Source organism: Streptomyces sp. CWNU-52B (genome assembly GCF_047444975.1).
Lineage (GTDB): Bacteria > Actinomycetota > Actinomycetes > Streptomycetales > Streptomycetaceae > Streptomyces.
In genome coordinates, this window is sequence record NZ_JBLFJV010000005.1 from 463,493 (window position 1) to 486,775 (window position 23,283).

Below are 23,283 nucleotides of genomic sequence, written 5' to 3' on the forward strand. Positions count from 1 at the left end.
GGCCCTCCGCCCGCACCTCGCCGCCGCCGACCGACCAGGAGTGACACCATGACCGACACACCGACCCGGCTGTTCATCGGCGGCGCCTGGACGGACGCCGCGGACGGCGCCACCATGCCCGTCGACGACCCCGCGACCGGGGAGACCCTCTGCCATGTCGCCGACGCGGGCCTCAAGGAGGCCAGGCTCGCGGAGGACGCGGCCGTCCGGGCCCAGGAGGCGTGGGCCCGCACGGCACCCCGGGCCCGCAGCGAGATCCTGCGCCGCGCCCACGAGATCATCCTCGAACGCACCGACGAACTCGCGCGTCTGATGACGTCCGAGATGGGCAAGCCGCTCGCCGAGGCCAGGGGAGAGGTGGCGTACGCCGCCGAGTTCTTCCGGTGGTTCTCCGAGGAGGCCGTACGCGTCGAGGGCGGCTACGGCACCCTGCCCGACGGACGTCACCGCATGCTGCTGTCCCGGCGCCCGGTCGGCCCGTGCCTGCTGATCACGCCGTGGAACTTCCCGCTGGCCATGGGCGCCCGCAAGATCGGCCCGGCGGTCGCGGCCGGCTGCACGATGGTGCTCAAGCCGGCCCCGCAGACACCGCTGTCCAGCCTCGCGCTGGCCGCGATCCTCCAGGAGGCCGGGCTGCCGGACGGAGTCCTGAACGTCGTCACCACCTCGCGCGCGGCGGAGGTCTGCGAGCCCCTGCTGCGCGGCGGGCGGATCCGCAAACTGTCGTTCACGGGCTCCACACAGGTCGGGCGGCTGCTGCTGGCGCAGTGCGCGGACGCTGTCGTCCGCACCTCGATGGAACTGGGCGGCAACGCGCCCTTCATCGTCTTCGACGACGCCGACCTGGACACGGCCGTGGACGGCGCGATGACCGCCAAGATGCGCAACATGGGGGAGGCGTGCACCGCAGCCAACCGCTTCTTCGTGCACCGGTCGGTGGCGCAGGAGTTCGGGCAACGGCTCGCCCGGCGGATGGGGGCGCTCGTCGTGGGTCCCGGTACGCGCGCCGGGGTCGACGTGGGCCCGCTGATCGACGCCGAGGGCCGGGCCAAGGTCGAGGACCTCGTCGCCGACGCCGTGGCACGCGGCGCGCGGGTGCTCGTCGGCGGCCGTACCCCCGAGGGCCCGGGGTGCTTCTACCCGCCGACCGTGCTCGCCGACGTCGACGCGGGCAGCCGGCTGACGGACACGGAGATCTTCGGCCCGGTGGCCGCGATCCTCACCTTCGACGACGAGGAAGAGGTCGTCCGCCGCGCCAACGACACCCCCTGGGGGCTCGTCGCCTATGTCTTCACCCAGGGCCTGGACCGCGCCCTGCGTGTCAGCGAACGCCTGGAGGTGGGCATGGTCGGCCTCAACACCGGCCTCGTCTCGAACCCGGCGGCGCCCTTCGGCGGCGTGAAGCAGTCCGGGCTGGGCCGCGAGGGCGGCCGAGTGGGGATCGAGGAGTTCCTGGACCACCAGTACCTGGCGATCCCGACAGCCTGACCCTGACCCTGACCCTGACCCTGACCACCCCGATCACCCCTCGCCCCGGGCCGGCGGCCGCAGGCCACCGGCCACGGCGGCATGATGACCCCATGACCCCCATGCGCATCCGAGTCGAGGCCGTCGACCTGCCCGGCCTCACCCACCCGGCCCCCACCGGCGGCGGCAGGGCCCCGGCGCCGGGCAGACTCCATGTCGCCGTACAACGCCGCGACCGGCCGGGCGAGCTGCTCGAACCGCACTCCGGGGACGCCAGGTCGGCGACCTGGACCCTGGAGTGCACCGCGACGGTGACGCCGGCCGGCACCGAGGTGAAGGGACCCTACGTACAGGACCGGCTGGGCCGGCGGTTCGTCTACCTGTCCTGGGGCACGGTCGACGAGGCGGGCCTCTTCACGATGTTCCGCCGCGCCAAGCTCATGCTCGACATGGTCCCCGCCGAAGTGCTCGCCCAGGCCGCGCGCGAGGGTCTCCTGGTGGCGCGCCTCGGGCTGACCGACGCCCAGGGCGGCCCCCTGTGCGCACGGGTCGAACCCCCGCACGTCACCTGGACCGCCGAACGCGACACCTGACCGGGGCGGCTCGGCGGCCGGCTTCCTGGACGGGCCCGGCCGCTACGAGGACCCGTCCGCCCCGAAGCCGGTCGTCGCGAAGGACGTCCGATCGCGGGACGTGGTGCCCTCGGTGATCCACCAGTGCGTGGGGTGCGTGCCGTAGTAGCCGAACAACGAGTCGGACGCCCAGTGGAGGATCAGTTCGTCCTTGCCGTCACCGTCGAAGTCCGCGGCGCCGGCGGGCCGGGCGTGCCGCCACTTCGCCGGTGTCTTCTCGCCGTCCGCCGTCGCGGGCCCCTGGCGCAGCACGGCGGTGCGCCGGTCGCCGTCGATGAGCGTGGCCCCTTCGTAGGTGGCGACGAGCACGCCGTCGCGGCCGTCGCCGTCCGGATCGGCCGCGGCGAAGCCACCGGGCCCGTAGTCGGTGCTCAACTTCTCCGGGACGTCCGGCAGTTCGTGCGTGACGGGGGTGTCACCGCTGCCGGGGTACACCGTGAGCGAGCCTTCCACCTCGGGCGCCTCCGTCTCGAAGCCCGGTTCGTCGTTGCGGCTGCCGTCGTCCCCGACGGCCACATCGCGCTGTCCGTCGCCGTCGAAGTCACCGAACGCCTGGGCGTTCCCGAGGCGCAGCTCCTGCCCCCTCCCGGCGAGCGGGGTGCCGCGGCGGGCCGGGTAGAGGGTGTTGCCGGCCTGCTCCCCGTCGCTCAGGCCGTGGAGCAGCAGCGACGTCGCACGCGGCTCGCCGGACGGAGCGATGTCGTCCGCGACGAGGTCACCCTCCTTCCACGGCAGACCGGTGTCGGTCCGCGCGGGCGTGCCGTCCCGTGTGACGGGTCCGTACAGCACCACCAGCGACGACTCGTTGTACGCGAGAGCGGCGAGGTCGTGGTGCCCGTCGCCGTCGAAGTCGCCGCGGACGACCGACTGGAGGCCCAGTTTCGTCACGCTCGGCGGCAGCCGCAGCTCGGTGGCCCCGGACTTCCCCTCGGGCCCGGCAGGTCCGCCCCAGGCCACGTACGGGACGGTGCGCGAAGCGGATATGTTCCCGTCGTCCGCCTCCTCGCCGACGACGGAGGTGATGAAGTCGGGGAAGCCGTCGCCGTCCAGGTCGGCGGTGACCGTCGACTCCGCGGAGACGCCGGACACCTTGGTCATGCTCTCCGGCGTTTCGGGCAGGCCCAGGTCCTGGCGCCGGTGGACCGTGCGCGTCGTGGGATCGAGCCCCTTGGCCGATCCGTAGACCACACCGACCCGTTGTTCGGCGTCGGGGCTGTCCGGGTCGTCGCCGACGGTGACCGGTACGACGAGATCGCGGAACCCGTCCCCGTTGATGTCGTCGGGGTCCTTCGACCCCTTGCCGGACACCGGCCCCCGGCTCTCCGTCGGCGCGCCGGGCACCCCGGAGGCCGAGGCCGCGCCACCGGAACCGGAAGGCGACGCCCCCTGACCCGGGGTGTCGCTGCCGCATCCGGTGAGCGGGGTGAGCACGACACAGACGGCGCAGACGGCGAGGGCGGGAAAGGCGGTACGAGACGTCATGCGCTCCAGCCTCACATCCCCCGTCGCCGCGACCGCGCCGGGCGGGACAACTGTTTCCCAGTTGTAGATCTCGGCTCCGGATCTCGGCTGGAGGTCTCGGCGCACGCTCCGGGCCAAGAGTTTCACTTCACCCCGTTGCCCGCCCGAATGCGGGGCACACGCACGCGTACGGGAGTCGCTTCGCTTCGAACGGCGCCCGTGGCACCGGAGCCGGGCGCACCGGGTGAGGGGTCCCAGCAGGGGACCGCTTCCGGCGTTCTCCCGATCCGGAGGCGTGCCGACGTGCGGAGGCCGACGGGGGACGGACCTTCGCGCCATGACCGGATGGAGGTGTGATGTCCACGCAGACCCATCGCCTGACCATCACCGGGATAACCGACTGTGACCACTGTGCCGTTCTGCGGATCAGTGGAGAACTCGACCAGAGCTGTGAGGACTACTTCCTGGGCACTCTCGCCGCTGTAGTCGACGCCGGGCACCGGCACCTGGTACTCGATGTGACAGCGCTCGTCTTCTGCGATTCACGGGGGCTGAACTGTCTGCTCGCGATCCGCTGGCTGCTGAAACGGCTGGACGGCAGGCTCCTTCTGGCCGGCGCGGGCCGCAGGCTGTCGGAACTGCTCGTGCAGACGGGCAGTACGGAGCTGTTGCCCGTCCGCCGCACGGTCGGGCTCGCTCTCCTGGAGCTGCCCGCGGCCCAACGCCCCGTCTGGCCCCCCGTGCCGGACCACGACGAGGAGTGACCGGGCCCGGTTGCCCGGTGTTCACAGCCGGGCGAGTCGCGTGACCAGCAGGGCGGCGTCGTCCGCCGAGCCGGCCGGACGCGCGGCCATGAGGGCGTCGCAGACCTCGTCCAGTGAGGCCCCGGGCTCGCGCACCGCCTTGCTCAGTACGGCGATTCCCTGGTCCAGGTCCAGGACGGCACTGCGGTCCTCGACCATTCCGTCGGTGTAGAGCACCAGGAGGCTGCCCGCGGGGATGCTGTGCCGGCTGCCCGCGTACACATGGTCGAGTCCCATGCCCAGCGGTGGCCCCGGCTCGCCGTTCAGGATGTCCGCCGAGCCGTCCGGGCGGATGAGCAGCGGTGGCGGGTGTCCTGCCAGGGCGAGGTGGAGGAGCCCGGTGACACCGTCGTAGACGGCGCACGCGCAGGTGGCGGCGAGGTCGCCCTCGGAGTCGTCCATCAGGCCGTCGAGGCGCGTGAGCAGCTGTCCCGGGTCCAGGCCCACGGCCAGCAGGGCACGGGCCGAGGAGCGGTAGCGGCCCATGGCGGCCGCGGCGCCCAGCCCGTGGCCCATGACGTCGCCGATGTTCAGCCCGATCCTGCCCCCGGGGAGCAGGATGCTGTCGTACCAGTCGCCTCCCGCCAGGGTGCCGTCCTGCGCGGGGCTGTACCGGTGTGCCGACCGCACCCAGTCGGTGCCGGGCAGCCCCGAGGGCAGCAGATGGCGCTGGAGCGTCAGTGTCGCCAGCCGCTGGCGCCGGTAGAGCAGGGCGTTGTCGATGGCGATCGCGGTCCGGGCCGCGATGTCCCGGGCCGTGAGGACGTCCTCGTGGCCGAACTCGCGGTCGTGCCGCAGGAAGGTCACGGCTCCGAGCACGCGTCCCACGGCCATGAGGGGCACGGCGATTCCGTACGGCGCGAGTCCGTGCTCGTCGTCCGCGCGGAAGGCGGCGGGCCGGGCGGTACGGACGCAGTCCGCGACCGGTGTCCGCGCCAGGCCGGGCGGCGGCAGATCGGCCTCCGGGTCGGTGCCGTGTCCCACCGCGGCGGCCGGGGGATCGGTGAACGCGTGGGTCCACGGTGTGGTGCCGGCCCAGGGAGTCCGCCCTTCGCCGCCGGCGGCCGAGTCGGGCTGGGCCGCGGCACGGAGCAGGTCGACCGTGACGTCGTGCGCGAACTCCGGTACGCAGACCGCCGCCAGCTTCGTCGCGATGCTTCCCAGGTCCAGTCCCTGGCCCAGCACGGCACTGATCCGGGCCAGCAGCTCCATACGGCGACGGTCCCGGGCGGCGTCGAGCAACTCGCCTCCGCCGTGGCCGACTTCGTGCACCAGACCGGCCTGGCCGACGATGTGCCCGTCGGGGCCGCGCAGCGGGAAGAGCGTCCCGCGCGCGGCGTACGGATGTCCGTCCGGGCCGATGGCCGCCACCTGCAGGTTGTCGACCGTCTCGCCGTCCTCGACGATCCGCCGCAGGACCCGCTCGTACGTCTGCGGGTCGGGCACGTCCAGCACGTCGAGGATGCGGCGCCCCAGATGCTGCGCCACCGGCAGACCGTTGATCCGGGCCAGGGCGTCGTTGACGAAGCGGTACCGCAGTTCGTTGTCCAGCACCGCCAGGCCGATCGGGGCCGAGCTCAGCAGGTGGCCGATCGCGGCGGCGTCGCACTGGTGGAGCTGCTGGGCGGCGGGCACGGCGATCGCGAACACGCCCGTCCCCGTCGCGAGCGGGACGGCGAAGGGCTGCCAGACGACACTGCGGCAGGTGCCGTCGAAACAGCGGACCCAGTCGGTGCGGACACCGGCGCCGGCCCGCACCCCGTCGGCGGCGCTCGCGCGCTCGGAGCCGCTCGTGCGGCCGGCCGTACGCTCTCGGCCTGCCGTGGCTCCCCGATCAGCCGCCCGCTCCTGATCGGCCGTACGCACCAACAGGCGTACCAGCTCGCCTCCTTGCGTGGTGACCCGGTCGGCGAGCACGCCCGCGTCCCTGCCGATGATCTCCCGCGCGGGGTGGCCGGTCAGCGCCTGGGCCCCGGCGCTCCACAGGCGGACCCGCCCGTCGGGATCGATCAGGGCGACCGCCAACGGATCATGGGCAGGGGCGGGCGAGACCGGATCGCTCACCGAGCCGTCTGGTGGTGGAACCATGAGGACCTCCCGTACCGCACCGCTTCCCGGCAATGACGCGGAACGCCGCGCGGTGGCAGAGCACCGCTGAACGCGTTCGGCCTGCTCAGGTTATGGTCTGCGCCACTCGCTCTTGCGCCGGAAGCGCCTGCGTATTACCCGGAGGAGTGACCGCTTTTTTTCGTGGTGCGTGTCGCGGGCACCGACCCGGCCGCGGACATGAATACGCCGGGCCCGCCGCTACGGGGGGAAGCGACGGGACCGGCTGAGGTACAACCTGCCACACCCGTGCGGGAAACATGCGCTTCTTTGCCCGGGAGGGAAGGAAAAGAATCGTGACGGTCGTTCACACGGCGGGTACGAGGGCCCCGCGCCGGCCCCTCACCAGCCCGTCAACAACAGGTGATTGAGCAGCAGCGCGAGGACGGCCTGCGCGCCGAGCCAGGCCCTGGGCCGGGTGAGGAACGCGCAGGCCGGCAGCAGCCACATCGCGAAGGGCAGCCAGATGCGTTCGGTCTCGGCCTTGCTCATGCCGGACAGGTCGGCGACGAGCAGGGTGAGCAGCCCGCACAGGACGAGCACGGCGAGCCGGGTCCCGGCGCTCGAACCCTGACTCTCGGCTCCCGGGCCCCGCGTCTCGACGCCCGGACCGCGCGCACCGGCCTTCGGCCTTCGGGGTGTGCGGTGCGGCAGGAGGCCGTGGCGCCCCCGGACCAGTACGGAGCCCACGCGCCCCAGGCCCGCCGCCGTCGCCAGACCGGTGATGAGCACCGTGCACGCGAGGTTCGCCCACACCCAGTACCCGTAGGGCCGGACACCGCCCGCGCCCTGGTGGTAGCGCTCGACCAGGAGGCGGTACGCCTCCCACCAGTCGAAGCCGGCGAGGGTGAACACCGCGGGCACGACGGCCGCACCGGCGACGAGCCAGGCGAGCGCGCGGACGCGGTGCCGCCCGAGGAACAGCACACCCGCCCCGATCAGCGCGAAGAGCGTGAGCCCGTAACTGAGGTAGCAGGTCAGTCCGTAGAGCAGGCCGGAGCCGAAGGCGACCGGCCCGGTGCGAGGTCCCGGCCGGGCGGTCACGGCGAGCGCGAGCAGCGCCACCGACCAGGCGGCGGCCGCGGCGAAGTACGCGTCGGCCGAGGTGCCCATCCACACCGCGGCCGGTGCGAGCGCCAGGAAGGGTGCCGCGCGCCGCGCGAGCTCCTCGCCCGCCAGCCTGCGCACGGTCACCAGGACGGCGACGCAGGCGGTGGTGCCGACGGTGATGCACCAGGCTCCGGCCCAGCCGCCGCCGCCCAGCCCGATCCGGTCGAGGAGGACGAAGGTGAGGGTGGCACCGGGCGGATGCCCGGCCACATGGGGCGGCCAGTGGTCGGGTGAGCCGAGCAGGATGTGGTGGGTGAAGTCCCGCAGGGTGGCCGGGATGTCGTGGAAGCGGTCGATGACCTGGAGGTACTCGTAGCGGGTGGTGAGGCGGACCGCGACGCCCCGGTGCCAGCCGTCGACCAGGGCCAGTGACCAGGTCCAGGCCATGGCGGTGGCCCAGGCCGCGCCGAGCAGCGCGCGCCAGGGCAGGCGCGCCGCGAGGGCGGGGCCGTACGCCACGACGGCGAGCGCGACCGCCGCCGCGGCCGGAGTCCCCGGGCCGACGTGCGGGTCCCAGACCGCCCACAGGGGAGGCCAGCCGGCGAACAGGGTGTGGTCGGTCTCCTCGATGTGGCGGCCGATCAGCACGGCGGCGAGGACGAGGAGCCCGGCCGCCGACGCCACGGCCAGATCGCGGAGAGGGGAGCAGATCACCCGGGCGGGGGGCGAGCGGATCACCCGGGTACGAGGAGAACGGGTCATGCGGGAACGCGGGGAACGGATCACACCGGAACGCTAGGGCGGGCCGGGCCCTTCCGAGCCGTCGGCCATGCGGACGTCAGAGTTTCGTCATGGGTCGCACGCCCTGTCAGGGCCTCGTCCCGGCCTACCGTCGGGCCATGCGCGACCACACCCCACGGCTCCCCACCTCACCCGGCTTCTGGCGCAGCCCGCTGCGCGGCCCCGGATTCACGTCGGTACTCGGTCTCGTCCTCCTCGTCGGCATCACCGTGCTGTTCGTGACGGGCCTGCTCTCGTACGCCGCCTACAACCCCGGTCTGTCACCGGTGAACGACAAGACCCCGGACAAGGGGCTCCTCGGCTTCTACCTCTTCGACTGGCCCACCGGCCCGCACTGGCTGTACCGCCTCACCCAGGGCGTCCACGTCACCCTCGGCATCACGCTGATCCCGGTCCTGCTGGCCAAGCTGTGGTCGGTGGTGCCGAAGCTGTTCGCCCTGCCGCCGGCCCGCTCGCTCGCCCACGCGCTGGAGCGGATCTCGCTGGTGCTGCTGGTCGGGGGCGCGCTGTTCGAGTTCGTGACCGGTGTGCTCAACGTCCAGCTCGACTACGTCTTCCCCGGCTCCTTCTACCCGCTGCACTTCTACGGCGCCTGGGTGTTCTTCGCCGCGTTCCTCACCCATGCCGCGCTGAAGACACCGGCCGCCCTGCGGAACGTACGGCGCATGCGGGAAGGCCGCCAGGCCGCGCCGGAAGGGGAACTGACCTCGCCACGCCCGGAACCGGCGACCGTCTCACGGCGCGGCGCCCTGTGGTTCGTCGGTGGTGGCTCGCTGCTGCTGTTCGCGACGACGGCGGGCCGGAGCTTCGACGGGCCGCTGCGGCACACGGCGGTCCTCGCGCCGCACGGCGGAGCCGACCCGGGCAGCGGACCGAACGGCTTCCAGATCAACAAGACGGCCGCCTACGCGGGGGTCGGCGCGGCACGGACGGGCGAGGACGCGTGGCGGCTCGTCGTCACCGGGCGCACCGGCACGGTCCGGCTGAGCCGCCGCGACCTGCTCGAACTACCCCTGCACAGCGCGGCGTTGCCCATCGCGTGTGTCGAGGGCTGGTCGACCTCGGACCAGTGGTGGCGGGGCGTGCGGCTGCGCGACCTCGCGGCGCTCGTCGGCTTCGACGGCGAGCGCGACGGTGACGGCACGGCGAACGGTCCGCCGGACGTCTTCGTCGAGTCCCTCCAGCGGCACGGTGCCTTCCGCCACGCGGCCCTGCGCGCCAACCAGGTGGCGGACCCGCGCTCCCTGCTGGCCCTGACGGTCAACGGCGAGGACCTGAGCCCGGACCACGGCTACCCGGCACGGATCGTCGTGCCCGCCGCGCCCGGTGTGCTGAACACGAAGTGGGTGTCCCGGATGACGTTCGGAGAGATGCGATGAGGGTGGCGAGGCCGGGGAGTTCGGAGAGCCCGGAGAGGCCGGAGAGGCCGGAGACGACGGACCGGCGGCGAGGGGCGCGGCGACGGCGGATCACGGCCCTGCTGGGCAGCCCGCTGCAACTCCTCCTGACCGCCTGCTCGTTCGCGCTCGCCGGCTACGCGGGGGTCCGGCTGCTCGCCGACGACCTGCTCGGCGTGGCCCTGTGGTTCGTGGGCGCGGCCCTGCTGCACGACCTGGTGCTGCTGCCGCTGTACGCGGCGGCGGACCGCGGGGCCGTCCGTGCGTTCGGCGCGGCGGGACACCGGGAGCGGACGATGTACGTCCGTGTCCCGGCGGCCCTGTCCGCGCTGCTCCTGCTGGTCTGGTTCCCGCTGATCAGCGGTCAGGTGGAGCGGCGGTACCGCAGGACGACCGGGCTGCCGGGGGACGACTTCCTGGGCCGCTGGCTGCTGATCACGGCCGTTCTCTTCGCCGGCTCGGCGCTCCTGTTCCTGCTGCGGCTGCGCAGGGCGACGAAGGACCGTCCGCCGGCCGTCCACTGATCGACGGCGGTCCAGCCCGCGCGGGTCCCGTACCGGATCAGAGCACGTGTTCCGGTACGGGCCCATGGGAACGGCGTACCGGGTGCGCCGTGTGCGTCCGTGATGTGGACCCGGACGCGCTCGTCGATGTCCACCGGCACCGTCTCGGCTATCAACAGCCCGTCCGGGACCAGCAGATCGGCCAGCCTGGTGAGGAGCGCGCGCGGGTCACCGCCGATGCCGACGTTCCCGTCGACCAGCAGCGCGGTGTCCCACCGGCCCTCGGCGGGCAGCGGTTCGAAGACGGAGCGGCGCAGGGCGGGGCCGCCCAGCCGCGCGGTCCTGCTGACGGCCGCCGCGCTGACGTCGATGCCGAGGACACGCCGGCCCTGCCCGGCGAGTTCGGCCACGAGCCGCCCCGGGCCGCAGCCGATGTCGAGCACGGAGCCCTCGCACCGGCCCAGGATCTCCAGGTCCACCGCGTCGGCGCGGGCGCACCAGCGCTCCACCTCCAGCGGCAGCAGCCAGCCGTCGGACCGGCGCAGGAAGAGCGGGCCCTGGCCGGTGCGCAGCGCGCGGGTGTAGGGGTCGGCGCCGGACCACGCGGGGTGGGCAGGGGGAGCCGACGGCGCGTCGAGGCCGTCGACGGCGGGTTCGCTCAGGGGTCGGTTCATCGGCCGGCGACCGCCGTGAGCCGGGCCAGGCGGGCGGCGAAGCGGCTGTGGGGCGCCGCCGCGGCCACCGCCTCGGCGTCGGCGGCCGTGTCGACGTCCCGCAGCCGGGGCAGGTCGCGTACGCGCAGCCCGGCGCCGATGAGCCGCTCGCGCTGCACGGCTCCGGTGACCGGGGTCGACATCGGGACGCCGCGCAGCAGCCGCGGATCGGGTTCGGCCAGGCCCAGGGCCCAGAAGCCGCCGTCCTCGGCCGCGCCGAAGAGCGCGTCGCAGCCGGTGAAGTCCTCGGTGAGCAGGGCCGGTGTCACCTGGGGTGTGTCCATGCCGATGAGCAGGGCCGGTCCTTCGCAGCCGGCGAAGGCCGCGGCCAGCCGTTCGTCGAGACCGCCGCCGCACTGGGGTACGACGTCGAAGCCGGGCGGCAGCCACGGGCCCGGTGACCCCTCCAGGACGAGGACCCGGCGGGTGGCGGGCGTGGCGGCCACCGCGCACAGGGTGTCGGTGAGCGCCGCCTCGGCGAGAGAGGCGGCCTCCGCCGGGGTGAACGGTGGGGTGAGCCGGGTCTTGACCCGGCCGGGCCGCGGTTCCTTGGCGATGACGAGCAGAGTGGTCAACGGAGGGTTCCTCCCTGGGTGGCGCCTTGCGCGGCGTGCGGAGCGGGTTCGCCGAGCACTCGGCTCATGTCCCGGACGGCCTGCCAGGTGCCGCGCCAGGTGCCGGTCACCTTGGAGGAGCCCGTACGGGGCAGATAGGGCACGTCGTGCTCGGTGATCCGCCAGCCCGCGTCGGCGGCGCGGACGACCATCTGGAGCGGATAGCCGCTGCGCCGGTCGGTGAGTCCGAGGTCCAGCAGCGGCTCGCGCCGGGCGGCGCGCAGCGGACCGAGGTCGTGCAGCCGGAGGCCGGTGCGGCGGCGCAGCAGCCGGGCGAGCGCGAGGTTGCCGGCCCTGGCGTGGGCCGGCCACGCGGACCGGCCTGCCGGGCGGCGCCTGCCCAGTACCAGGTCGGCCTCTCCCTCCTGCACCTGGCGTACGAAGGGGATCAGCAGCGACGGGTCGAGCGAGGCGTCGCAGTCGCAGAAGCAGACGAGGTCGGCGGTGGCGGCGGTGAGCCCCGCGTGGCAGGCGGCCCCGAATCCGCGGCGCGCTTCGTGGACGACGTGCGCGCCGAGCGCGCGGGCGACGCCGGCCGAGCCGTCGGTGGAGCCGTTGTCCACGACGATGGCCCGCCAGCCGGGCGGGATCCGGTCGAGGACCCAGGGCAGGGCCTCGGCCTCGTCCAGGCACGGGAGGATCACGTCGACGTGCGGGGAGGCGGGTGGACAGCCGGGGGGAGAGGCGGAAGGGATGGTCACGTGCTTCACCCTACGAAGACGAAATGCGCATATAGGGCATCGCCTCCTTACGAAACACGGACGTCCGGGGCCGGGAGCGGCACGGCCGACCGCGCGGTGCGAGGCTTGGCCCATGCACCAGCCGTACGAACCGACACCGGCTCCCGTCGACGCCCCCCGGGCCGCCGGGGGCGCCCGGGTCCTGGTGGTCGACGACGACCCCACCGTCTCCGAGGTGGTCTCCGGCTACCTCGACCGCGCCGGATACCGCGTCGACCGGGCGGGCGACGGCCCCGACGCGCTCGCGCGGGCCGCCGCGCACTGGCCCGACCTCGTGGTCCTCGACCTGATGCTGCCCGGCATGGACGGCCTGGAGGTGTGCAGGCGGCTGCGCGACCGTGGACCGGTACCCGTCATCATGCTCACCGCCCGCGGCGACGAGGACGACCGCATCATGGGCCTGGAGGTGGGTGCGGACGACTACGTCACCAAGCCGTTCAGCCCCCGGGAGCTGGTGCTGCGGGTCGAGTCGGTACTGCGCCGCACCCGGCCCGCCGCCGAGGCGCGGCCGCTCAGCGCGGCAGGCCTGTCCGTCGACCCGGCCGCCCGTCGCGCCGTCAAGAACGGCACCGAACTGGCCCTCACCCTGAGGGAGTTCGACCTGCTCTCCTTCCTCCTGCGCCACCCGGGACGGGCGTTCGGCAGAGAGGACCTCATGCGCGAGGTGTGGGGGTGGGACTTCGGCGACCTGTCGACCGTGACCGTCCACGTCCGGCGGCTGCGCGGCAAGGTCGAGGACGACCCGGCGCGGCCCCGGCTGATCCAGACCGTGTGGGGCGTCGGCTACCGCTTCGACCCGACCGGCGACGACGCCGGCCAGGAAGGGGCCGACCGTGCATGACATGGCGCTGATCGCCCTGTACGCCTTCGCGGGGGCCGCGGTGGCGGGGCTGGCCGGGGCGGGTGCGCTGCGCCTGATCCGGCGCCGTTCGCTCACCATGTCGCTCGCGGTGGTGGCCGCCGTGGCGGTGACCGCGATGTTCGCCGGGACCCTGGCCGTGGCGAAGGCGATGTTCCTCTCCGCGCACGACCTGAGCGTGGTCACCACGGTCGTCGCCATGGCGGCCGTCGTCTCCATGATCACGGCGCTGCTGCTCGGCCGGTGGGTCGTCGCCCGCAGCCATGAACTCGCCGTGGCCGCCCGGACCTTCGGCGACGGCGGCGACTTCACCGCCCCCGACGCCCCGGCGACCGCCGAACTCGCCGCGGTCAGCAGGGAACTGGCGGCCACCAGCGGCAGACTCGCCGAGTCCCGGATGCGCGAGCGCGCCCTGGAGTCCTCCCGGCGTGAACTCGTCGCCTGGATCTCGCACGACCTGCGCACCCCGCTCGCCGGGCTGCGCGCGATGTCGGAGGCGCTGGAGGACGGCGTGGCGGCCGAACCGCAGCGCTATCTGCGCCAGATCCGCACCGAGGTCGACCACCTCAACGACATGGTCGGCGACCTTTTCGAACTCTCCCGCATCCATGCCGGGGCGCTCGCGCTGAGCCCGTCGCGGATGTCGCTGTACGACCTGGTCAGCGACGCCCTCGCCGGAGCGGACCCGCTCGCGCGCCAGCACGGCGTACGGCTGGTGGGCGACCTCGTCGAGGCGGTGCCGGTCGAGGTGGACGGCAAGGAGATGAGCCGGGTCCTCGGCAACCTCCTGGTCAACGCGATCCGGCGGACCCCGGCCGACGGCACGGTCGCGGTGGCCGCCGAACGCTCGGGCGACGGGGTCGTCCTGTCCGTGAGCGACGGCTGCGGCGGCATCCCGGAACAGGATCTGCCGCGCGTCTTCGACACGGGCTGGCGGGGCTCCGACGCCCGCACACCGCCGGCCGGTGCGGGCCTCGGGCTCGCCATCGTGCAGGGCATCGTCGAGGCCCACCAGGGACGCGCCACCGTACGCAACATCTCCGGCGGCTGCCGCTTCGAGGTGACCCTGCCGGCGGCCGGTTTCTGATGCCGGGGTGATTCCGGGGTCCGGCTTCCGTCACCGGAGTTCAGACCCCGGAGTTCAGAGCGCCGCCGCGAACTCCCGCATGCCCTCCTCGAATCCGACCTCGGGCTTCCAGCCCAGGTCGGTCCGCAGCCGGGACGAGTCCGCGGTGATGTGCCGTACGTCCCCGAGGCGGAACTCGCCGGTCACCACGGGGTCCGGCCCGCCGTGCGCGCCGGCCAGCGCCCACGCCATCTCACCGACCGTGTGCGGCTGTCCGCTCCCCGCGTTGTACGCGGTCAGAGCGCCGCCGGCGGCATCCGCCTCCAGCGCCGCCACGTTGGCCGCCGCCACGTCCCGCACGTGCACGAAGTCCCGCTGCTGACCGCCGTCCTCGAAGACACGCGGCGCCTCACCGCGGGCGAGCGCCGAACGGAAGAAGGACGCCACACCGGCGTACGGGGTGTCCCGCGGCATCCCGGGCCCGTACACGTTGTGGTACCGCAGCGACACCGCCGTACCCTCCGTCGAGCGCGCCCACGCTGCGGCCAGGTGTTCCTGCGCGAGTTTGGTCGTCGCGTACACGTTGCGCGGGTCGGCCGGAGCGTCCTCGCCGACCAGACCGGGCGTCAGGTCCGCGCCGCAGGACGGACACCGGGGCTCGAACCGCCCCGCCGTCAGATCGGCGGCCGACCGCGGTCCGGGCCGCACCACACCGTGCCGCGCGCAGGAGTACCGGCCCTCGCCGTACACCACCATCGAGCCGGCCAGGACGAGCCGTCGGACCCCCGCCTCGGCCATCGCCGCCAGCAGCACGGCGGTACCGAGGTCGTTGTGGGAGACGTAGTCCGCCGCGTCGGCGACACCGTTGCCCAGTCCGACCATGGCCGCCTGGTGGCAGACCGCGTCGACCCCGGCCAGGGCCGGTGACACCGCCCCGCGATCGCGGACGTCCCTGCCCGCTCCCTCCCGTACGTCGAACACCAAGGGCTCGTGCCCGCCCGCCCGCAGCGCCTCGACGACATGGGACCCGATGAACCCGGCACCGCCGGTGACCAGTACACGCATGTGCCGAACCCTAGGTCCGGCACCCCGCCCCACCGCGGGATCAGGGCCGTCACGTCACCGGTCCGTAAGAGGTCGTCCCCCGCTCCGTCGTCCCCGGCCCGTCGTCCCCGGCCCGTCGGCCGCGGCCTGCGCACAGCGGCGGGCGAGCCGTGCGAACGCGTCCTTCAGCTCGGCCGGGCCGACGACCTCGATGTCGGCGTCGAACCTGCCGATCCCGGCGGCCAGGGCGGTCCACGACCACGCGCCCAGCGTGAGCCTGCACCGGTCAGGGCCCAGCTCCTCGACGACTCCGTCCTGTACGAAGGGGGACACGGCGGAGGCCGGCCGGTCGAGGATCACCTCGCCGCGGCAGGGCCAGTCACCGGCGGCCGCACCGGCGCCGGACCCCCGGAACCTGGCGGCCACGAAGGCGGCCACGTCACCTCCGGGCAGTGCACGCGGGGTGAAGCGGGGCCCGGTGGGGACGCGCGGGGTGATCCGGTCGGCCCGGAAGGTCCGCCAGTCCGCACGGTCCAGGTCCCAGGCGACGAGATACCAGCGTCCGCCCCAGGTGACGAGGTGGTGGGGCTGGACCTTGCGCGGCGGTGCCACGGAGGAGGCTCCGTCACCGGCCGCCGCCGGTGACGGCGGGGCCGAGGCGTAGTCGAAGCGCAGCACCTCGCAGGCGTGGACGGCGGCGCTGAGCGCCATCAGCACGCCGCTGTCGAGCTGGGGTGCCGGCCGGGGCGCGGGCCGCTCGACGGCGGTGACCTGAAGGGTGTCGATCCGGTGGCGCAGGCGCGCGGGCATGACCTGGCGCACGGTGGTCAGCGCGCGCACCGCGGCCTCCCCGATGTCCGCACCGGTGGTGGTGGCGATCTGGAGCGCGACGGCGAGGGCGACCGCCTGCTCGTCGTCGAACAGCAGCGGCGGCAACTCCGTACCCGCGTCGAGACGGTAGCCGCCGTCGGGTCCCTTGAAGGCCACGATGGGATAACCGAGTTCGCGCAGGCGGTCGACGTCACGGCGCACGGTGCGCTGACTGATGTCCAGCCGCTCGGCCAGCAGTGCCCCGGGCCAGTCCCGGCGTGCCTGGAGCAGCGAGAGCAGGGACAGCAGTCGGGCTGAGGTCTTCGGCATGGCTCCATGGTGCCCCGAGAAGAGGACACATCCTGACCGCTTCCGCTGAGATGGTCGTCCTGTGCCCGACAGCGACAGCAACAGCAATGCCGCCGATCAGAAGGATCCGATCACTGTGACCGCCACGACCTCATCGCGGCCCCTGCCCCGCCCCGTGCTCGACGCCGAGCGGACCGATCTGCTCGCGGCCCTCGCGGCCGCGAGGGCCGCCCTCACCGCCACCACCCGCGGTCTCAGCGACGAGCAGGTCGGCGAGACCCCGACGGTGAGCACCCTGTGCCTGGGCGGGCTGATCAAGCACGTCGCGTCCATCGAGGAGAGCTGGCTGCGCTTCGTGGCCGAGGGTCCTTCGGCGATGAGCTACGACCTGCCCGACGGAGTCACCTGGGCCGATCTCGCGGCCGGCACCGCACGCGAGGTCCCGCAGTGGGCGATCGACCACCGGAACGACTTCAGGATGCTGCCCGGTGAGACGCTGGCCGGGATCCTCACGCGCTACGAGGAGGTGGCCGCCCACAGCGAGGAGGTCGTCGCCGCCCTTCCCGACCTGGCGGTGGCGCACCCCTTGCCGCAGGCGCCCTGGAACGAGCCGGGGGCGGTGCGCTCAGCTCGCCGGGTGCTGGCGCAGGTCATCGCCGAGACCGCGCAGCACGCCGGACACGCGGACATCCTGCGTGAGTCGCTCGACGGCCAGAAAGCCTCCTGAGCGATGAGCGGGCTCACTGTTCTCGGCACCCGGGCGCTCAACCGCGCGACGCTGGCCCGGCAGTTGCTGCTCGACCGTGCCGACATGCCGGCCCTCGACGCCGTCGCGCACCTCGCCGGTCTGCAGGCACAGGAACCGCAGGAGCCGTTCGTCGGGCTCTGGTCGCGGCTGCGCGGGTTCGAGCCGTCGGCGCTGTCCGGCCTGCTGACCGGGCGGAGCGTGGTGCGCACCCACCTCATGCGCCGCACCGTCCACCTGGTCACCGCCGACGACGCTCTGGCCTGGCGGGCCCGCCACACCGCCATGCTGCGTCAACGCGTGCTCGGGACCTACCGCCGTGAACTCGCCGGGGTCGACCTGGACGAGCTCGCGGCGGCGGGCCGGGCCGTCATGGCCGACGGCGAGCCCCGCTCGTCGGCCCAGCTCGCGAGGGAGGTCGCCGAGCGGTGGCCGGACCCCGGACCGCGGCCACTCGGCGAAATGCTGGTCGCGGCCCTCGTCCCGATGGCGCAGCTCCCACCGCGCGGGCTGTGGCGGACGAAAGGGGGAGTACGGAACGCGCTGCTCTCCTCCTGGCTGGGGCGCGACATCGACCCGCCGTCGCCGGACGTCGCGGACCCCGTGGGCCAGGCGCTGGTCCGCCGCTATCTGGCCGCGTTCGGGCCCGCCGCCTCGGCCGATCTACGGGCCTGGTGCGGCCTCGCGGGGCTGCCTGCCGCGGTCGGCGCGCTGCGCGGGGAGCTCGTCGCCTTCCGTGACGAGCGGGGCCGGGAACTGCTGGATCTGCCCGACGCCCCACGCCCCGACCCCGGCACACCCGCGCCGGTACGGTTCCTGCCGGCGTTCGACAACGCGATCCTCGGCTACCACGACCGGGGCCGGATCATCGACGACGCCCACCGCGGTCTCTCGGTGGCCGGCGAGCGGGTCGTCCTGGTCGACGGCCGGGTCGCCGCGACCTGGACCGCCCGGGACGGCATCGTGACCGTCACCCCGCTGGGCGTCCTGTCCCGGGCCGACCGCACCTGCGTGGCCGACGAGGGCCGCAGGCTGGCCTCGTTCCTCTCCGACGGCGAGGGCGACGGAGCCGACGACCGGGGCAGCGACCGGGTCCGGATCGCCGAGCCCGGCTGAGTACGGACGGACGGACGGACGGGCCCGGTGCTGTTCCCGGCACCGGGCCCGCCCGTCCATCCGTGCGTCCGTCCATCCGTTCGTACGCGGCAGCGGTGGCCGCTCTAGTCCGTGCCGAACTCCATCGCGGCGCGGTCCAGCAGCTCGTCGTCCTCGGACACCTCGCCGCGCGAGGCGATCGCCTCGGCACCGCCCTGCGGCATCTCCGGCATGCTGGCGATCAGCCCGGTCGAGGCCGCCTGGGCGGCGCCGACGGAGGGGCTGCCGGTGCCGATCAGACCGAGCCCGGCGTACTGCTCCAGCTTGGCGCGCGAGTCGGCGATGTCGAGGTTGCGCATGGTGAGCTGGCCGATGCGGTCCACGGGGCCGAACGCCGAGTCCTCGGTGCGCTCCATGGACAGCTTGTCCGGGTGGTAGCTGAACGCCGGGCCGCTGGTGTCGAGGATCGAGTAGTCCTCGCCGCGCCGCAGCCGCAGCGTCACCTCGCCGGTCACGGCCGCGCCGACCCAGCGCTGCAGCGACTCGCGCACCATCAGGGCCTGCGGGTCCAGCCACCGGCCCTCGTACATGAGGCGGCCCAGGCGCCGGCCCTCGTTGTAGTACTGGGCGATGGTGTCCTCGTTGTGGATCGCGTTGACCAGACGCTCGTACGCGGCGTGCAGCAGCGCCATGCCCGGCGCCTCGTAGATGCCGCGGCTCTTGGCCTCGATGATCCGGTTCTCGATCTGGTCGGACATGCCCATGCCGTGCCGGCCGCCGACCGCGTTGGCCTCCATCACCAGGTCGACGGCGGAGGCGAACTCCTTGCCGTTGATCGTGACCGGGCGGCCCTGGTCGAAGCCGATCGTCACGTCCTCGGTGGCGATCTCGACCTCGGGGTCCCAGAACCGGACGCCCATGATCGGCTCCACCGTCTCCACACCCGTGTTCAGGTGCTCCAGGGTCTTGGCCTCGTGGGTGGCACCCCAGATGTTGGCGTCGGTGGAGTACGCCTTCTCCGTGCTGTCGCGGTAGGGCAGCTCATGGGCCACCAGCCACTCCGACATCTCCTTGCGGCCGCCGAGCTCGGTCACGAAGTCCGCGTCGAGCCAGGGCTTGTAGATCCGCAGGTGCGGGTTGGCGAGCAGCCCGTACCGGTAGAACCGCTCGATGTCGTTGCCCTTGAAGGTCGAGCCGTCGCCCCAGATCTGTACGTCGTCCTCGAGCATCGCCCGGACCAGCAGGGTGCCCGTGACGGCGCGGCCGAGCGGGGTGGTGTTGAAGTAGGCACGCCCGCCCGAGCGGATGTGGAACGCTCCGCAGGTGAGCGCGGCGAGCCCCTCCTCGACCAGCGCCGCACGGCAGTCGACCAGCCGCGCGAGCTCGGCACCGTAGGCCTTCGCACGGCCGGGCACCGAGGCGATGTCGGGCTCGTCGTACTGGCCGATGTCGGCGGTGTAGGTGCACGGGACGGCACCCTTGTCGCGCATCCACGCGACCGCGACGGAGGTGTCGAGTCCGCCGGAGAAGGCGATACCGACGCGCTCGCCGGCGGGAAGGGAGGTGAGGACCTTAGACATGGGAAGAGTATGCATGACTTCGCATGATCATGCAAAGAGGGGTGGTGGTCCGGCTTTCCGAGCCCGACAGGAACCGGCAAGGACCGACAGGAACCGGCAAGGACCGGCAGGGGCCGGTCCCCGGACAAGCCCCTAGTCGAGAACCGCGACCGCCTCGACCTCGACCAGATGCTCGGGTACGTCCAGGGCCGCCACGCCGATCAGTGTGGCGGGCGCCATCGGTGTGATCCCCAGTTTCGCGGCGGCCCGGGTGAGGCCCTCCAGGAGCAGGGGCATCTTGTCGGGGGTCCAGTCGACGACGTGGACGGTCAGTTTCGCCACGTCGTCGAAGGAGCCGCCCGCCTCGGCCAGGGCGGTCGCGACGTTGAGGTAGGACCGCTCGACCTGGGCGGCGAGATCGCCTTCGCCGACCGTGACCCCGTCGGCGTCCCAGGAGACCTGCCCCGCGACGAAGACGAGCCGTGAACCGCTCGCGATCGACACCTGCCGGTACACGTCGATCTTCGGCAGTCCTTCGGGGTTCACCAGGGTGATGGCCATGTCGTGCGTCTCCTTCTGCTCTCCTGCGGTTACTGAGGAACCGTAGGAGAGCAGCCGCTGACATGGAAGAACGCACTTTTCGGTGACCGGGGAACCTCGCGGTGACCCAGCAGCCCAGCGGCTCAGCCGCTGGGGTTGAGCCAGGGGATCGGGTCGGCGTAGTAGCCGTCGAGAATCACTTCGAAGTGCAGGTGCGGGCCGGTGGACAGACCGGTGGAACCGACCAGCCCGACCGGTGTCCCGGCGTCCACCGACTGGCCCGCCGAAACCTGCAGCGACAACAGGTGGCTGTACGTCGTCTGCAGTTGTTTGCCGTCGATGGTGCCGTGGTCGATCACCACGCGGTTGCCGTACGCCTTGGTCATCGCCGCGGACACGACCCGGCCCTTCATCGCGGCGGACACCTGGGAGCCCTGCGGCGAGCCGAAGTCGACCCCGGTGTGGAGCTTCGTCACTCCGGTCAGGGGGTGCTCGCGCGACCCGTAGGGGGAGGTGATGGTGAGGTCGGCCACGGGCGCGGCCAGCACGGCGCCCGGCGCCCGGTTCACGGGGCCGCCGGGACTCTCCCGGTCCACCGACTCGTAGCGCGGGGCCTGTGCCTTCACCTCGCTGACGAAGGTGTCCGCCTCGGCGGGGACCCGGCCCGCCTTCTCCACGGCGTCCGCACCCGACGCGTAGGCGGCGAGTGTGAGGTTCGTGAGATCACCGGCGACGACTCCCTCGGTCCTGAGGGCGGTCACCTTCTTGGCGAGGGAGCAGTCCTGTCGCCCGAGCGCCATCATGGCGTCCACCGGATCGCGGGGGGAGGAACGCCCGTTGCCGTCGGCGTCCTTGCCCCAGGTCCGCCACTGGGCGTCGGTGAACGCGGCGATGCCCTTCTCGCCCGACAGCTTTCCGGTGTCGTTGCTCCAGCCGGAGAGCCGGTCGATCTGGGCCGCCAGCACCGACGGCTTGATCACCGTGCAGTCCGAGACCGCCTTGCGGAGCCAGGGAACGTACGAGGCGTCGACGACGGTCGAGGCGCCCGGGGCGGGGTCGGACCCCTCGGGCCAGGCGGACGACAGCCCGCCTGTCCAGGCCAGGAAGCCGGCCACTCCCATCAGGGCGAGCAGCCCCGGCAGGACCAGCAGGGTGAACGGGCCGGGGCCGCGGCGGGTGCGCTTGGCCGGCTGCTTCGACGGCTCGTCACCCTGGCCCTCGCCCTCGCCCGCCTCGTCGTGTCGAGGAGCGGTGGCCACTGCCTCGGCCGTGCGGGGATCAGGTGTCCCGGTCTCGTCCAACCGGTCGTCGATCACGGGCGTACTCCTCGCGCACCGCATCTGGTGGGTAAAGATGCCGACGGCGGTCTCGCGGGGGTCAAGGTGCTCACGGGCAGCACGCTAGCGTGCCGCCCTGTGGGTATCACGAGACGTGGAGGCACGGGGGTGTGCCCGAACGGGCAGACTTCGCGTCCGCGTGTTTCACCGGCAGGGGTACGGCGTGGCGCGCGCGGCGCCGGACCGGTCGGGCCGCCCCGGTACGGCCCTCCCCGGTGCGCCGGGCGCCTGTGCGCGTCCTGTGGCGCGAGTCCGTGTCGTGACGGTCGACCCGGGAGTCCGACCCGGCCGAGGGGCAGCATCGTTGCCCCGCCGGGTGACAGGGGTGCCCTCGCGGCTCGGGCACCCTGCCGGGAGCGTCAGGAGGGGACGACGGCGTCGGCCGGCGACATCCCGCCGCCGGGCCCGGTGTCCGGGTCCGTGTCCGTGCCCGGTTCCAGGGACGGCTCGGCGAGCTGCTCGCGGAGGTAGTTCCAGAACACCGCGACGATCGCCGCGACCGGGACGGCGAGCAGGCTGCCCACGATGCCCGCCAGACTGCCGCCGAGCGTCACCGCCAGCAGGATCACCGCCGCGTGCAGCCCGAGCCCGCGGCTCTGGATCATCGGCTGGAAGACGTTGCCCTCCAACTGCTGCACGACGATGATGATCGCCAGCACGACCAGCGCGTCGGTGAGACCGTTCGAGACCAGGGCGATGAGCACCGCGACGAAGCCGGCGAACAGGGCACCCACGATCGGCACGAACGCGGAGACGAACGTCAGCACCGCCAGCGGGAGCACCAGCGGCACGTCCACGATCCACAGGCCGATGCCGATCAGGACGGCGTCGATCAGACCGACGGCCGCCTGCGACCGTACGAACGCGCCCAGGGTGTTCCAGCTGCGCTCGGCCACGATCGGCACGTCGGTGGCGAGCCGGCCGGGCAGCTGACGGGCCAGCCACGGCAGGAACCGCGGGCCGTCCTTGAGGAAGAAGAACATCAGGAAGACCGCGAGGACGGCGGTGACCAGACCGTTGACCACGGTGCTCACCCCCGTGACGACCGTGCTCAGTACGCTGTCGGCGCTCTTCTGGACACGTGCGACCGCGTCGTCCAGGGCGACCGCGATCTGGTCCTCGCTGATGTTCAGCGGCGGACCGGCGGCCCACTCGCGCACCTTGTGGATGCCCGCCACCACCCCGTCGGTCAACTCCCCGGACTGGGACGCGACCGGCACGGCGATCAGCGCCACCACGGCCGAGGCGCCCGCGAGGAAGAGCACGGTCACGGTGGCGGCGGCGAGCGCGGGACGCCACCCGTGCCGGCGCAGGAAGCGGGCCAGCGGCCAGGTCAGTGTGGTCAGCAGCAGGCCCACTATGAGCGGCCAGACCACGGACCACATCCGGCCCAGGAGCCACAGGGCCACCGCGGTCATCACCAGAATGAGCAGAAGCTCCACGGAAATACGCGCCGATGTGCGCAACGCGGCGCGGGATCTGGCGTAACTCAACGAGGCAGACATGCGATCACCCTATGGGCACGCCACCGCGCTTCCGCGGACCCCTGCCAACCCGATGGCGCGCGTGGCGCGTTGGACGCCGGCGCTCCACGGCGCGACCGCCGCCGGCCGGGTCCCCGGCCCGCGCCGT

Annotated in this window: 20 protein-coding genes and 1 pseudogene; 9 read left to right on the plus strand and 12 right to left on the minus strand. The window is 73.2% G+C overall.

The features are described from left to right. Positions 1–48 precede the first annotated feature (48 nt). Positions 49–1,488: an NAD-dependent succinate-semialdehyde dehydrogenase gene (locus ACLVWQ_RS04915; RefSeq protein WP_414106902.1), complete on the plus strand. Its 1,440-nt coding sequence runs from the start codon at positions 49–51 to the stop codon at positions 1,486–1,488. A gap of 101 nt (positions 1,489–1,589) precedes the next feature. Continuing rightward, positions 1,590–2,060: a DUF5990 family protein gene (locus ACLVWQ_RS04920; protein ID WP_414107395.1), complete on the plus strand. Its 471-nt coding sequence runs from the start codon at positions 1,590–1,592 to the stop codon at positions 2,058–2,060. A 42-nt stretch (positions 2,061–2,102) separates the two neighbouring features. On the opposite strand, the gene ACLVWQ_RS04925 is transcribed toward ACLVWQ_RS04920, so the two are convergent. Beyond that, positions 2,103–3,581, minus strand: coding sequence for a hypothetical protein (locus ACLVWQ_RS04925; RefSeq protein WP_414106903.1), 1,479 nt, complete (start codon positions 3,579–3,581; stop codon positions 2,103–2,105). A 335-nt stretch (positions 3,582–3,916) separates the two neighbouring features. Here ACLVWQ_RS04925 and ACLVWQ_RS04930 point away from each other — a divergent pair, with 335 nt between their 5' ends. After that, positions 3,917–4,324, plus strand: a complete 408-nt coding sequence (locus ACLVWQ_RS04930; protein WP_414106904.1) for an STAS domain-containing protein — start codon at positions 3,917–3,919, stop codon at positions 4,322–4,324. Positions 4,325–4,345: 21 nt separating this feature from the next. Here ACLVWQ_RS04930 and ACLVWQ_RS04935 read toward each other — a convergent pair whose 3' ends face one another. Together ACLVWQ_RS04935 and ACLVWQ_RS04940 are read right to left on the minus strand one after the other, a co-directional pair. After that, positions 4,346–6,451 (minus strand): SpoIIE family protein phosphatase, encoded by a 2,106-nt coding sequence (locus ACLVWQ_RS04935; protein WP_414106905.1) that lies wholly within the window; start codon positions 6,449–6,451, stop codon positions 4,346–4,348. Between the two features lie 360 nt (positions 6,452–6,811). Then, positions 6,812–8,281: a hypothetical protein gene (locus ACLVWQ_RS04940; RefSeq protein WP_414106906.1), complete on the minus strand. Its 1,470-nt coding sequence runs from the start codon at positions 8,279–8,281 to the stop codon at positions 6,812–6,814. Positions 8,282–8,418: 137 nt separating this feature from the next. On the opposite strand from ACLVWQ_RS04940, the gene ACLVWQ_RS04945 reads away from it, so the two are divergent. Both ACLVWQ_RS04945 and ACLVWQ_RS04950 read left to right on the plus strand, forming a co-directional pair. After that, on the plus strand, positions 8,419–9,699 hold the full coding sequence (locus tag ACLVWQ_RS04945) for a molybdopterin-dependent oxidoreductase (protein ID WP_414106907.1): 1,281 nt from the start codon (positions 8,419–8,421) through the stop codon (positions 9,697–9,699). Beyond that, a complete protein-coding gene (locus ACLVWQ_RS04950; protein ID WP_414106908.1) occupies positions 9,696–10,241 on the plus strand; it encodes a hypothetical protein in 546 nt (181 codons plus the stop codon). The genes ACLVWQ_RS04945 and ACLVWQ_RS04950 overlap by 4 nt, the downstream gene beginning before the upstream one ends. A gap of 176 nt (positions 10,242–10,417) precedes the next feature. On the opposite strand, the pseudogene ACLVWQ_RS04955 reads toward ACLVWQ_RS04950, so the two are convergent. From ACLVWQ_RS04955 to ACLVWQ_RS04965, 3 genes and pseudogenes are all read right to left on the minus strand, one after another. Continuing rightward, positions 10,418–10,894 (minus strand): annotated as a pseudogene (locus tag ACLVWQ_RS04955) (class I SAM-dependent methyltransferase); the annotation flags it as partial. After that, positions 10,891–11,508 (minus strand): TIGR04282 family arsenosugar biosynthesis glycosyltransferase, encoded by a 618-nt coding sequence (locus ACLVWQ_RS04960; RefSeq protein WP_414106909.1) that lies wholly within the window; start codon positions 11,506–11,508, stop codon positions 10,891–10,893. The pseudogene ACLVWQ_RS04955 and the gene ACLVWQ_RS04960, both read right to left, overlap by 4 nt. Further along, entirely contained in the window at positions 11,505–12,257 is a 753-nt protein-coding gene (locus tag ACLVWQ_RS04965) for a glycosyltransferase family 2 protein (protein ID WP_414106910.1), read from the minus strand. Before ACLVWQ_RS04965 ends, ACLVWQ_RS04960 begins: the two co-directional genes overlap by 4 nt. A gap of 103 nt (positions 12,258–12,360) precedes the next feature. Here ACLVWQ_RS04965 and ACLVWQ_RS04970 point away from each other — a divergent pair, with 103 nt between their 5' ends. After that, positions 12,361–13,128 carry a response regulator transcription factor gene (locus ACLVWQ_RS04970; protein WP_414106911.1) on the plus strand — a complete coding sequence of 256 codons (768 nt, stop codon included), beginning with the start codon at positions 12,361–12,363 and terminating at the stop codon, positions 13,126–13,128. After that, entirely contained in the window at positions 13,121–14,233 is a 1,113-nt protein-coding gene (locus ACLVWQ_RS04975; RefSeq protein WP_414106912.1) for a sensor histidine kinase, read from the plus strand. Before ACLVWQ_RS04970 ends, ACLVWQ_RS04975 begins: the two co-directional genes overlap by 8 nt. 54 nt (positions 14,234–14,287) lie before the next feature. Here ACLVWQ_RS04975 and ACLVWQ_RS04980 read toward each other — a convergent pair whose 3' ends face one another. Then, positions 14,288–15,277 carry an NAD-dependent epimerase/dehydratase family protein gene (locus ACLVWQ_RS04980; RefSeq protein ID WP_414106913.1) on the minus strand — a complete coding sequence of 330 codons (990 nt, stop codon included), beginning with the start codon at positions 15,275–15,277 and terminating at the stop codon, positions 14,288–14,290. A gap of 54 nt (positions 15,278–15,331) precedes the next feature. Then, entirely contained in the window at positions 15,332–16,396 is a 1,065-nt protein-coding gene (locus ACLVWQ_RS04985; RefSeq protein WP_414106914.1) for a helix-turn-helix transcriptional regulator, read from the minus strand. 109 nt (positions 16,397–16,505) lie between these two features. Here ACLVWQ_RS04985 and ACLVWQ_RS04990 point away from each other — a divergent pair, with 109 nt between their 5' ends. Further along, positions 16,506–17,102, plus strand: coding sequence for a DinB family protein (locus tag ACLVWQ_RS04990; RefSeq protein WP_414107396.1), 597 nt, complete (start codon positions 16,506–16,508; stop codon positions 17,100–17,102). A 3-nt stretch (positions 17,103–17,105) separates the two neighbouring features. After that, positions 17,106–18,236, plus strand: coding sequence for a winged helix DNA-binding domain-containing protein (locus ACLVWQ_RS04995; protein ID WP_414106915.1), 1,131 nt, complete (start codon positions 17,106–17,108; stop codon positions 18,234–18,236). A gap of 104 nt (positions 18,237–18,340) precedes the next feature. Here ACLVWQ_RS04995 and argG read toward each other — a convergent pair whose 3' ends face one another. The 4 genes from argG to ACLVWQ_RS05015 form a co-directional block, all read right to left on the minus strand. Then, positions 18,341–19,795, minus strand: a complete 1,455-nt coding sequence (argG, locus tag ACLVWQ_RS05000) for an argininosuccinate synthase (RefSeq protein WP_414106916.1) — start codon at positions 19,793–19,795, stop codon at positions 18,341–18,343. Between the two features lie 132 nt (positions 19,796–19,927). Continuing rightward, the gene (locus ACLVWQ_RS05005; protein WP_414106917.1) at positions 19,928–20,335 is read right to left on the minus strand and encodes a RidA family protein; all 408 of its coding nucleotides are present in this window, start codon (positions 20,333–20,335) and stop codon (positions 19,928–19,930) included. A 122-nt stretch (positions 20,336–20,457) separates the two neighbouring features. Beyond that, positions 20,458–21,630: a M23 family metallopeptidase gene (locus ACLVWQ_RS05010; protein WP_414106918.1), complete on the minus strand. Its 1,173-nt coding sequence runs from the start codon at positions 21,628–21,630 to the stop codon at positions 20,458–20,460. Positions 21,631–22,010: 380 nt separating this feature from the next. Further along, the gene (locus ACLVWQ_RS05015; RefSeq protein ID WP_414106919.1) at positions 22,011–23,156 is read right to left on the minus strand and encodes an AI-2E family transporter; all 1,146 of its coding nucleotides are present in this window, start codon (positions 23,154–23,156) and stop codon (positions 22,011–22,013) included. Between the last annotated feature and the right edge of the window lie 127 nt (positions 23,157–23,283).